The sequence below is a fragment of the Streptomyces sp. NPDC002513 genome, assembly GCF_053595355.1.
In genome coordinates, this window is the sequence record NZ_JBSFXK010000108.1 from 1 (window position 1) to 11315 (window position 11315).

Here is an 11315-nt window from a genome sequence, read left to right on the forward strand (position 1 = left end):
CTTCCATGCACGCCGACCGGCCAGCAAGATCGTTCGAGGCATCCCCCGCCAGCCCCACCCACCGAACACTGTCCGGTTCACCACCACGCTCTGAGGAGCAGGCAGACATCCTGGGCATCGTGGCTGAACGGGCGTATCCGTCCACTTTTGATACGATCCGCACCCGGTACGGGCTGCCCACGTCGACCGCGGAGATGTGGCACACGTACTGCACGGACATCGCTGCCTTGGTGTCGTGCCAGGCCGGGGTCCTCAACGGCTTGGAGGAGTTGCGTGCGGCCGGCTGGCGGGTGGGGGTGGCGACCAACGGTGCGGCGGATATCCAGCGGGCCAAGCTGCGGGCCACCGGTCTCTCCGAGCGCGTGGACGGCGTCTTCGTCTCCGAGGAGGCTGACGCGCGCAAGCCGCAGACCCGGCACTTCGCCCTGGCGGCGGCCCGATGCGGCACCGTGCTGGGCGACGGTGGCTGGATGGTCGGGGACAACCCGGTCAACGACATCGGCGGCGGACGCTCAGCAGGGCTGCGCACCATCTGGATCGGCAACGGCCGCGCCTGGCCGCCGGACGATCCCGAGCCGGACCACGTGGTGCCGCATGCACGCGCCGCCATCGACCTGCTGCTCTTGCACTCCGCCGACCGCACAAGGACCACGGCATGACGAACACCGTTGGGTTGTTGCACCCCGGCAGTATGGGATCCGCCTTCGGCGCCCAGCTGCGCGCGAGAGGCCACAGCGTGCTGTGGTGCCCCGACGGACGCAGCGACACAACCTGCCGCCGGGCCGAGCGCGCGGGCCTCGAAGCCGCGGCGCTGCCCGAGCTTGTCTCCCGCTCCGATGTACTGCTCTCCCTGTGCCCTCCCGCCGCAGCAGAGGAGACCGCCGGCCAAGTAGCCGAGCTCGGCGTGTCCGAAGCGGGCACGATCTATGTCGACGCGAACGCCGTCTCGCCGTCGCGCGTGGTGAATATCGCCGACCGCCTGGCCCCGATGCCGGTCATCGATGCCGCGGTGGTCGGATCGCCTCCTGTGAGCGGCAAGTCCCCGACGCTCTACCTTTCCGGCGCCGTCGAGCAGGCCGACCGGATCGCCGAGCTTTTCGCCGGCACCGATGTGCGGACCCACGTCCTGGGCGACAGCATTGGTAAAGCCTCCGCACTCAAGCTCGCCTACTCCAGCTACCAGAAGGTCTCCCGGGTGCTGGCTGCCGTGGCCTACGGGGCGGCGGACACGTACGGGGTCGCGGACGAGCTGCTGCTGATCGCGGCCAAGCGCACCCGCAGCTACCTCGTGGAGACCGACTACATCCCGAAGACCGCTGCCCGCGCCTGGCGTTGGGGCCCAGAGCTTGAGGATGCGGCGGCCCTTCTCGCTGACGCCGGGCTGCCGGACTCCCTTATGCACGCGGCAGCCGCGACGCTTGCCCGGTGGGACGGGAACAGAGACGAGCGGCTCGATATCACTGAGGCCCTGGAAGCCCTGCGCCTTGAGCGGGACCCGGACAACCAGAGTTGAGCAGGTCGCATCCGCCGGGGCCCTGACGTCCTGGCCGTCAGAAGCGAGGTGGCGTGGTGCGGACGATGTCGTCGATCCTCTGTGCGGTCTCATGGGGTGCCGTCGCGTCCGTCTCCACGCGCAGTTCCCACTGAGCCCGCGGATGAGCCGCAAGATCGGCCTGAGTGGCGTCCCACGCGGCCAGCCGGGCCGCCGTGTCGGTGTCACCCCGCTGTGGTGATCGTCGAGCGGTGGTCTCCTTGGAGCACCACAGCAGAACGCGCACCCAGTGCGCCGGGTAAAGAGCGGTTACCTGCTCAATCCCCGCCATCTGGCCGAGGTGGACGACGGGGGTCTTGCCACCCTCCATGGCCTGGTCGAGGCCAGGGCGGTCGACGACGTAGATGTTGCCGTACCGGTCGTTGCGGTAGATGACATCGTCGCGTGCCGCTAGGTCGGTCAGCTGCTCTGGCGTACCCATCCGGTAGCCCTTGGTCTTCCCGGTCCCGATCTTCAGCCGGGTGAACAGCACGTACCGCTCGTCGAGTTCGGTGAGCGCCGCCGTGATCGTGTCCTTGCCCGCCGCCGGCGGCCCGTACAGCAGGATGCCCTGCCTCACTGGAACACCGTCCCGAAGACCTGGCGCACCTGGTCCGTGAGCGATATCGCGGAGCCGAGCCGGTTGTCGACAACCAAGTGCGGCACGACGGGCCGCAGCTCAAGATCGATCCCGGCAGTGTACGTGTCCCAGTTCTGGAGTTTCCAGCTGTCCCGGGCGGCGGACCGGAAGCTGATGTACTCGTGCATCGTGTCGAGGTCGCACTGAATCCAGACGACAGCGACGGTGACGCCACGTGCTTCACAGCGGTTGATCAGGCGCCGCATCCACCGAGGGTCAGTGGTCTCGGCGATGAAGGGCGCGGAGAGGACAGTGCTGATCGCGCAGTCGACGTTCGCGTACGCGGTCTCCAGCAGGCACTGGTACTCCAGCGGGCGAACCTTCTCCCGGTAGAGGTCGGTGTGCCGGTCGTTGGGCTCGCTGCCCATTTCAACAAGGAGGCGCTCGACGAGCGGGCGCGTGATCGGGTCCTTGTCGAGGACGGGCCATCCAGTGAGTTGCGATACGAAGCGGGCGAACTCCGACTTCCCGCTGCCCGCGTAGCCTCCGACCATCATCAGCGTCGGCCGGTTCGGATCACCGCCGGTGTGACGCCGCTTCCAAGCGTCGAGGATTCGCTGCTGGACGCCCAAGCCGTCGGCATCCTCCGCGCTCGGCGCCAGCTGGTGCAACGCCCGTTCCACGGCCAGGACGTGGGCGCCGTTCTGCGGTTCGCTCGACGCGGTGAACTTGAGCTTCGTGGCCTCGTCGGGCAGTGCGTTACGGAAGCCGAGCTCGGGCTCGGTCGCGCGGTACAGAAGGCAGTACGCGCGACGGTAGTGCGGTCCGGGATAGACCTCTCCCTGCTCGTGCTGCCACAGCGTCTGAAAGTTGGCCGCCGGCACCGTGAGCCCCGCGGCCCGGGCCACCTCGCGCAGCTGCTCGCCCGCGCCTTCGAGCGTCAGGCCGTGAGCTTCGCGTTGTTGTCTCAACTTGTCCGGGTGCCACCCCGGGCGACTCTTACCCACCGCGCCTACCGCCTGCCCATCCCTGGTCATGATCCGGAGCCTAAGTCTGCCTGTCATGAACCCGTGTGTAAGCGGATGTTGAAAAGTCAGGTCGGCCAGCCATGAGCTGCTGATGAGCAGCTTCAGGAACGGCTTGTGATACTCCGCACAGCTCCGAGCCGCTGTCATGGTCACACCGACGCGGTCGTCCCAGTACCCGCCTCGGTCTCCACTATTCGTCCGAGATCGAAGGGGGCTCCGCGGTGGCTGTCGATGTTGCTGTCCTGCTGCTCCTCGGCATCGTGATCGTCTTCTTGTGCCGCGGAGGTGGGCTCAAGGCCGGTCACGCCGTCGTGTGCTCGGTTTTCGGTCTGTATCTCGCCGGGACCCACACCGTCGGCCCGTTCGTGAAGGACGTCACGGCGTCGGTCGCCGGTTTGCTGTCAGGGCTACGGCTGTGAGCGCGCCGACGGCGTCACCGGGCCCTGGCGACCCAGCGTGGCCTCGACCTGATGGCCGTCAAGTCCTCCTTCCTCGTCTGTCGGACGCCCGAGAAGGCGTCATCTGGCCGCAGCCCAGCCAGCCGGAGAGTTCGGTTCTGCACGAGATCACCGATCTACCGATGGAGCCTCACCATGCGCTATCCGCCGACGGGCACCTCCATGTCGACGAGCCTGTCCGCGCCCGCCACACATCCAGTGGGCGACGTACTGCTTGGCCCTTCACCGCAGCGGAGTTCTGCTGCTCCGGCTCCACGCCCGACCGCAGTGATACTCGATCTATTCGGCACGCTCGTCGCAGCCCCGAGTGTGGTCGAGCGGAGGGCTGCCGCTGCCCAGTTCGCTGCGATCCTGCGCGTATCCCCGGCGGTCGCTGAGTCAGTGCTGTCCGACAGTTGGCAGGCGAGGCACGACGGGCAGATGGCGTCCACCACCGAGGTGGCGGTTCACCTCGTCACCCGATGCGACGCCTCCGCTGCCTGTGTGGATGAGCTGGAAGTGCTCCTGGCCCGGCTCGCCCATGTCCGTCTCCAGGCCGATGCCTCTCTCCTGCGGGCGCTGGAGCAGCTTCGGCGCGGTGGCACCAGGATGGCCGTCCTCAGCGACGCGTCCCCGGACATCGCCGAAGCGTGGAGCGCAAGCGACCTCGCGCCACACTTCGACGCTGTCGTGTTCAGCTGCCGGGCGGGTGCGGTGAAGCCCGACCCCATGCTCTTCCGCGCGGTCCTCCGAGACCTCGGTGTCGCCCCGCAGCAGGCCCTCTACTGCGGCGATGGCGGCGGTGACGAGCTGGCCGGCGCGGAGCGGGCTGGGATGCGTGCGGTGCGCGTGGAGCGTCGGGGCGGGCCGAGTGGCCTCGTGTTCGGCGAGACCGCTTGGTCCGGCAGGGCGGTACCCGACGTGGAAGCTCTCCCCACCTTGCTGGACAGATGGGGGACGCGATGACCGGCCCGTACGCGTGGGCAGTTGAGAACGGGGTCCTCTGCCGACTCCCCGCTCCGGTCGCCATGTCCTCGGCACGCGACACGACGCTCGTCGAGACGCGCTTCACGGGATTGTGCGGAAGCGACGTCGCGAAGCTCAATCACCCTTGGCAAGGACAGTTGCCGGAACCGTGGTACCCCGGGCACGAGATTGTCGGTGTCGACACGGAGACGGGTGACTGGGTCGCAATCGACCCGCTGGTCTCCTGCCGCTCGTGCCACTACTGCGACCGCGGCCATGTCCACCTCTGCCCACGACTCCAGCGCATCGGATGGGATCTTCCCGGAGGTCTCGCCGGCTGCGTACGGGCGCCCCGCGACAGCATCGTCCCGCTTCGCCACCTGCACGATCCCGCGCACGGAGTCCTCGCCGATCCGATGGCGGTCGCCCTGCACGGAGTCCGCTGCGGGCTACGTGTGCCCATGGGGCGGCTCGGCATCATCGGGGGCGGCGTCCTTGCGGTGTGCACGGCCATCTGCGCGGCAGAGGCGGGGTGGGACGTGCACATGCTGGTCAGGGAACCCTCGCGATCGCATCAACTGCGCTACGTCCTCGACCAGCACATCACTCTCCACTCTGCCGAGCTGCCGGCGTGCGACGCCGTCGTGGACGCCGCGTCTGGTCACAGCGACGCCCCCATACGCCAGGCGCTGAAGGCTGTTCGTGACGGGGGAACGGTTCTCGTCCAGAACGCCTACGCGCCCCGCGTCGTTCTCTCGGTCCCCCTGCGGGATGTCTTCCGTCGCTCGATCACCCTGCGCGGCTCCTTCTCGTACTGCCGCGCGGACGGCCATGACGACTTCCGAGACGCCATCGACGTCATCGCCAAGGGCGGCGACTGGGCCGCCCTCATGACCCGAGACCGATTTCCCCTCGGCGAACTGCCGCAGGGACTGGCGGCCCTGAACAACGAAGCCCGCCATCGCCCCTTCAAGGTCCTGCTCACATCCGACACGTGACGGAAGGAGCCCACGCCATGGCGGTCACAACGCCATTGCTGGCCCACAAGATCAACTCACCTGCCGACATTCCACCCCAGGACGTCCACGACGGGATCACGCGCATCCTCGCCTTACCGGAGGGCCACACGCGCGACGTGATGCTGGGAAGCGTCCTGACGGGACTGCTCCTGCGAGGGCCGCGGCTGGAGGAGGTCGAGGCCGCTGTCCAGGCCGCGACATCCCTGGACCGAAGCACCTGGGACTTCCATCAGCCGCCGGAGGGCATGCGGTTCGTCGGCTACACAGGCAGTGGGAAGAAGACCTTCAAGACGATCAACCTCAGTACCGCCGCCGCGCTGGTGGCGGCCACCGGGGGAGCACACGTCGCGAAGCTCGGATCGCGCAGTGCGTCGTCGAAGACCGGGTCCCGCGACTTCATCGACCTCGTGGGGGCGACGAGCGACACGGTGCCGCACCAGGAGATGGTCGACATCACGGCGGAGACCGGCTTCGGGTTCTTCTCCATCGAGAACCGCGTGCCCGAGTTCGACCGTCGCTACGGCGGCAGGTTCCAGGCCGTGCATGCCCTCAGCCTGGCGTTCCCCGCCCTCCTCAGCCCGGTCACCTGTTCCGCCTACGTGTACGGCCTTTCGCACCCTGCGGTCGGCGCTTCCGCCCGGCTGCTCTCCAGACTCGGCCTGCCCGACGTGACGGTCATCAACTCCAGCCTCGGCAAGGCGGTCCAGGTCGACGAACTGATCCCCGGAAGCACCGTGCGAGCCTGCCGCATCAACGCCGGCGACGAGGTCCTGACCTTCAACGACGAGGTACGCAAGGGCGCGTCCTCGATGCCGCAGGACCTGATGTCCGTCACCCAGCACGAGGACCCTCGGGAGAACGTCGCCGCCGCGATACGCGTACTGGCAGGCCATGACACCAGTCAGGCGCGGAACGCGGTCGCCCTCAACGCGGCTTTGCTCATGGTGATGTCCGAGGCGGTGCCCACCGTCCAATCCGGCATCGACACGGCACTCACGATCATCGACGCCGGCGCGGGTCTGGACACGCTGCAGCAGTTCGTACGCCTCACCGGCGGTGCCCCGGACAAGCTCCGCTCGCTCCTTCGGCACGTCACCCCGACAGCCCTCCTGGTCAGCCCTGGCAACAAGGAGAAGGCCCCATGCTGACGCACGACGAACTCGCGATCGTTCACCTGGTCCTCAACACCGACTGCAACGCCTGGGACCTGGCACCGACCAGCGCCTCACCGGGTGTGTGCCGGTTCTGCTACCGGGAGCGCAACCGGGTCAAGACGGACCCGGACACCGTCCGGAGGGTCATCGACCAGGTCCGCACCGAGTCCGAAGCCCACCGGGTCGTGTTCACCGGCGGCGACCCCGTGATGCCCTACGACAACCACCTGGAGGTCGCCCTCCGGCACGCGCGGGAAGCCGGATTCGAAACCAATCTCCACACCAACGGGCTGCTCCTGAGCGACCGTTACGCGGGGGTGCGCGACCACGTGACCCTCTACTCCCTGGCCATCGACGGTCCGGAGGCGGACTCGGCCGACTGGTTCCGCGGGCAGGGCTACTTCGAACGGTTCCGGTCCAACGTCGAGTTCCTCGTCGCCGACCGGCGCCGACTCGCCTTCAACACGTTCACCACGGCCGCGTCCGTGCGGGAGCTGCCGCGGCTCGCGGAGTTCGTCACCGGCATCGCTGACCGCACGGAGGTCGAGTACTGGCTGATCTCCCAGTACAGGCCCATCGGCCGTGCCAGCGCGGGCAAGGCGGAGCTCTACGGCTTCGAGCGTGATGACTTCGTCCGGGCCGTGGACGGGGTGCGCGACGCCGTCGCCCCAGTGGAGATCTTCGCCCAGCCCACACGGGCGCCCGAGGACCCGTACCCGTTCCGCGTCTGGGTCCTCGCCGACGGAACGGTCACTGCGGACCTCGGCAGCGTCGCCGCACCTCGCAACGCCGTGATCGGGGACCTGCTGGCCGACGGCTTCGAGCCGCTGGTCCGCCGAGCCTTCGCCCTACGAGAGCAGCCTCAGTTGGAGGGGATCGCATGAAGTTCGACACCGCGTACTACGAGAGCGTCATCGACCAGCACCAGTACGAGCACCTTGGCCTCGGCACCATCGACTTCGCCCTCGCGGGGATGAGCCCCGGCGACCTGCACACGAAGTGGGTGTGCCACACCGGTGCGCGGGAGTTCGCGGACGCCGTCTCTGGGGGTCAGCCGGCGATCGTCACCACTGGCGTCGGACTCGGCGGCCCGCCGCACGCCGGCACCCTCTTCCAGCTGCTGCGCGCGGTCAAGCTCCAGCAGTGCGGACTCGACGTGCAGATCGTGCTCGGCGACCTCGACTCCTACAACGCGCGTCGCACACCGCTGGACGCGGTGCGCCGCCTGGCCGACCAGTACGAGGAGTTCGCGCTTGGGCTCGGCTTCGACCCGGGGCGCGGTGTACTGCGTCGGCAGGAGGGCGAGACCGATGCCATGGCCACCGCGTTCCTGCTCTCGCGCCATCTGGACGACGACGACTTCCAGTGGGCCGAGGAGGACCTCGCCGGGCTCTACCGAAACCACGGCGTCTTCGACCACCTCAACTACGGCATGAAGCAGGCCACGTTGCTGATGGCCGCTGACTTCGTGCACTTGCTGCGCGAAGGACGGCATGTGCTGGTGTCCCTGGGCGTCGACGAGCACAAGTACGTCGCCCTCGCCCGGCGCGGGGCGGAACGCTGGGGTCTGCCCGCAGATCGGCTGGCCGGCATCTACACCAAGATGATCCCGGGCCTCGGGGGCCTGCCGAAGATGAGTAAGAGCATCCCCGGCTCCGGAATCGACGGCTCCATGCCCGCCGAGGACATCAGGGCCCTGCTGGCAGCGGACACCGACTCGGCACCCTCCGACGACGGGTCGGCCCTGCTCCAGATGTACGCGTGTCTGCCCGAGGTCGGCCAGGCGGAGTACGACCGCGCCTCCGCCGCGCGACGCGCCGGAGACCGGGAGTGGCGTGGGATCCGCGAGGAACTCGTCGAGCGGCTGATCACGCTGTTCTCCTGCTGGCCGAAGTAGCAGGCCCCCTCCGAGGGAGCGCCGAACCCGCGGCCGTAGCAGGCCTTGGGCCCTCTGCCACACCACACACCCGAGCAAACAAGGAGTCTGACTGTGCACGCGGACACCACGACCACATCACAGCCCCTGACCGGCCCCGACGCCCCGCAGCCCCCGGCCCTCTCCGAGTCCTCGCAGCCGATAGGCGGCCCCGAGACCTTCTTCATTCGCCGCGGCTACCGCAGCCGGAGCGAAGTCGAGTACTTCCTTGACGAGACGGACGACACCGTCACCTGGCAGCCCGACGTGTACCCCTACGCCGCCGAACGGGCCAAGGAGCTCGGCCGTGACGTCGTGATCGACATCGGCTGCGGGCAGGCGGGCAAACTGGCCTCGCTCGCCGCCGAGCACCCCGACTGGACCTTCATCGGCGTGGACTTCGGGGACAACCTGCGCTGGTGCCACGACAACCACCCCTTCGGACAGTGGGTGGAGGCGGACCTCGAATCGGCAGAGCGGCTGCCGCTCGACCCGGACCTCGTCCGCCGGTCCGTGGTGATCTGCTCCGACGTGATCGAGCACCTGGTGGACCCGGCCCCGGCCCTGTCCCTCATCCTGGGCCTGCTGCGGGAAGGCAGCGCTGCTGCGGTCCTGTCCACACCGGCCCGTGAGTGCCGCAGCGGCTACGACACCCCTGGACCGCCGCGCAACCCCAGCCATGTGCGGGAGTGGGCAAGCGACGAGTTCCAGGCGCTGCTGCGGGCCTCCGGATTCGAGATCCACTACGCGGGCCTCACCCGAAGCGACGACGCCTCCAACGGTCTGTCCACCCAGCTGCTCCTCGTCGGTGTGGGAGGGACGGAGGTGGGAGAACAGTGACGGCGGTTCCCCGGTCCAGGGGCCTGCGTGTCGTTCACCTGCCGGCTCGTACCCCGTACGCGTGGAAGCTACAGAGCCCTGGCTTCCACATCCTGAACGGGACAGAGATTCCCACGGGCGAGACTGTGCCAGAGGCGGTCAGCGCCGCATGGCTCCTCGAACACGGCCCTCTCACGTGGCTCGACGTCCTGCACCTGCACCACATCGACTTCGAGGACATCGCCACCCTGGAGCGCCTGCTCGACGCGTGCCTGGGCTACGGAGTCAACGTGGTCTTCACCGCCCATGACACCCGGCCCATGGTCGGCAACGCCGAAGGCTTCGTGGAGCGGCTGCGGCTGCTCCGGTCTGCCGAGGTCAGCTGGGTCTGTCTCACTGAGGGATCCGTCACGAAGCTGACGGAGGTCCTCGGCGAGCGGGTCACTGCAACGGTCATCCCCCACGGATACGTCGCTCCCCCGGAGTCGCTGGCTGACCTGGAGCGCGAGGCGAGGGGCCCAGGGGCCAGGTACCTCATGTTCGGTGCCTCCCGGGCCAGCCGGGACCAGTTGTCCACCATGGCCAACTGGAGCCTGGGGATCACGGATCCCCACAGCACGCTCCACGTCCTCCTGCGCGCGTTCAGCCCCGCAGACTTCGCTGAGGCCGGCCGTGCCCCGCTGCTCCTGGAGACGGCCCGGCACGATCCCCGTATCCGCCTCACCATGCGCCCGTATCCCACGGACGACGAAGTGGTCAGAGCCGGGCTGGCTTCGGACTCCCTGCTGCTGCCGTACCTCTGGGGGAGCCACTCCGGGCAGCTGGAACTGGCCTTCGACCTGAACCTGCTTCCGGTCTGCTCCCTCACAGGGCACTTGCCCGAGCAGTACGAGCGGCACAAGGGGCTCGTCGAGGAACCCGAATGGTTCGATTGGTCGCAGGGGCATCCCAACCTCTTCGGAGAGAAGTTCCTGACCGCGCTGGAGAAGGCGGCAGCACGGCTCGACTCCAGGCCCCGCCGCCTCGACCGCGAGTTCCTCGACTACAGGACCCAGGAACACAGGACGATCCTGGACGACTACGCCCGCCTGTACGGGGGTGACCGGTGAGCGCCCCTCCGCGTATTTCGTGCGTGATCCTGTGCCACAACTACGGCCGATATCTCGACCAGGCCATAACAAGCTGTCTGGAACAGGAGCCTGGAAACTTCATCCTTCACGAAATCATCGTCATCGACGACGGATCCAACGACGAAACTGAGGAGGTATGCCGTCGCCACGAAAAGAACGTCAAGGTCATCCGGAGGATCCAGCAAGGTTTCGGCCAAACCTTGACCGACGCCTTTCTCCTCAGCACAGGCGACTGGGTGGCTCCGCTCGACGCCGATGACTGGTTCCACCCATCGAAGCTACGTACATGCGCCGAGGCGATGACGGGTGAAACGCTGTTCATCGAGCACTGGGAGAACGTCGTCGACTCCAACGGAAACCCCAAGCTGAAAGACCCGCACCCGGGCGGAAACACGAGCACGTTGGTGGTCCATCGCGAGGCTGCCCTCAGCCTCCTGCCGGTGAGCAACGAGATCTTCTTCCACGCGCTACGCGAGGCCGGCCGCGGTGCCGTCCTCCAGGACCCGTTGACCTTCTATCGGGTCCACTCGCACAGCATGACCGACCGAAGTACGCCCGGCCTGTCGCAGGATTATCGGGCCGAGGTGTGTCTGGGGCTCTCGGATCGGCTCCACATGATGTACGGGAACCCTCCCACCTGGGCAACGTCGCTTCCGTAGTGTGATCTTGGTCGGGTAGGGTCCTGATCTTGTGGCGAGTGGGCACATAGCTGGTGAGACATACCCCGAGCGGACAC

The 11315-nt window shown here is 67.9% G+C and carries 13 protein-coding genes; 11 read left to right on the plus strand and 2 right to left on the minus strand.

Annotated elements, in window-relative coordinates; genetic code table 11:
• Positions 1-5 precede the first annotated feature (5 nt).
• Positions 6-659, plus strand: a complete 654-nt coding sequence (locus ACWD5Q_RS34365; RefSeq protein ID WP_451431005.1) for an HAD family hydrolase — start codon at positions 6-8, stop codon at positions 657-659.
• Positions 656-1513 (plus strand): DUF1932 domain-containing protein, encoded by an 858-nt coding sequence (locus tag ACWD5Q_RS34370; RefSeq protein ID WP_451431000.1) that lies wholly within the window; start codon positions 656-658, stop codon positions 1511-1513. The genes ACWD5Q_RS34365 and ACWD5Q_RS34370 overlap by 4 nt, the downstream gene beginning before the upstream one ends.
• Before the next feature lie 37 nt (positions 1514-1550).
• Here the strand turns inward: ACWD5Q_RS34370 and ACWD5Q_RS34375 are convergent, their stop codons facing one another.
• Together ACWD5Q_RS34375 and ACWD5Q_RS34380 are read right to left on the minus strand one after the other, a co-directional pair.
• Positions 1551-2111: a phosphotransferase-like protein gene (locus ACWD5Q_RS34375; protein ID WP_450423829.1), complete on the minus strand. Its 561-nt coding sequence runs from the start codon at positions 2109-2111 to the stop codon at positions 1551-1553.
• Positions 2108-3148, minus strand: coding sequence for an AAA family ATPase (locus ACWD5Q_RS34380; protein ID WP_451431006.1), 1041 nt, complete (start codon positions 3146-3148; stop codon positions 2108-2110). The genes ACWD5Q_RS34375 and ACWD5Q_RS34380 overlap by 4 nt, the downstream gene beginning before the upstream one ends.
• A 212-nt stretch (positions 3149-3360) precedes the next feature.
• Here ACWD5Q_RS34380 and ACWD5Q_RS34385 point away from each other — a divergent pair, with 212 nt between their 5' ends.
• The 9 genes from ACWD5Q_RS34385 (at position 3361) to ACWD5Q_RS34425 (ending at position 11238) form a co-directional block, all read left to right on the plus strand.
• Entirely contained in the window at positions 3361-3558 is a 198-nt protein-coding gene (locus ACWD5Q_RS34385; protein WP_109916195.1) for a hypothetical protein, read from the plus strand.
• Between the two features lie 201 nt (positions 3559-3759).
• Positions 3760-4542, plus strand: a complete 783-nt coding sequence (locus ACWD5Q_RS34390; protein ID WP_451431007.1) for an HAD family hydrolase — start codon at positions 3760-3762, stop codon at positions 4540-4542.
• Between the two features lie 62 nt (positions 4543-4604).
• Positions 4605-5540, plus strand: coding sequence for a zinc-dependent alcohol dehydrogenase (locus ACWD5Q_RS34395; RefSeq protein WP_451431008.1), 936 nt, complete (start codon positions 4605-4607; stop codon positions 5538-5540).
• Between the two features lie 17 nt (positions 5541-5557).
• Positions 5558-6709, plus strand: coding sequence for a hypothetical protein (locus tag ACWD5Q_RS34400; RefSeq protein WP_450423831.1), 1152 nt, complete (start codon positions 5558-5560; stop codon positions 6707-6709).
• Entirely contained in the window at positions 6703-7599 is an 897-nt protein-coding gene (locus tag ACWD5Q_RS34405; RefSeq protein WP_152170686.1) for a radical SAM protein, read from the plus strand. Before ACWD5Q_RS34400 ends, ACWD5Q_RS34405 begins: the two co-directional genes overlap by 7 nt.
• The gene (locus tag ACWD5Q_RS34410) at positions 7596-8612 is read left to right on the plus strand and encodes a hypothetical protein (RefSeq protein WP_451431001.1); all 1017 of its coding nucleotides are present in this window, start codon (positions 7596-7598) and stop codon (positions 8610-8612) included. The genes ACWD5Q_RS34405 and ACWD5Q_RS34410 overlap by 4 nt, the downstream gene beginning before the upstream one ends.
• 93 nt (positions 8613-8705) lie before the next feature.
• A complete protein-coding gene (locus tag ACWD5Q_RS34415; protein ID WP_451431002.1) occupies positions 8706-9470 on the plus strand; it encodes a class I SAM-dependent methyltransferase in 765 nt (254 codons plus the stop codon).
• A 125-nt stretch (positions 9471-9595) separates the two neighbouring features.
• Complete coding sequence (locus tag ACWD5Q_RS34420) at positions 9596-10558, plus strand: hypothetical protein (RefSeq protein ID WP_451431003.1); 963 nt, start codon at positions 9596-9598, stop codon at positions 10556-10558.
• Entirely contained in the window at positions 10555-11238 is a 684-nt protein-coding gene (locus ACWD5Q_RS34425) for a glycosyltransferase family 2 protein (RefSeq protein WP_451431004.1), read from the plus strand. The genes ACWD5Q_RS34420 and ACWD5Q_RS34425 overlap by 4 nt, the downstream gene beginning before the upstream one ends.
• The last annotated feature ends 77 nt before the right edge of the window (positions 11239-11315 follow it).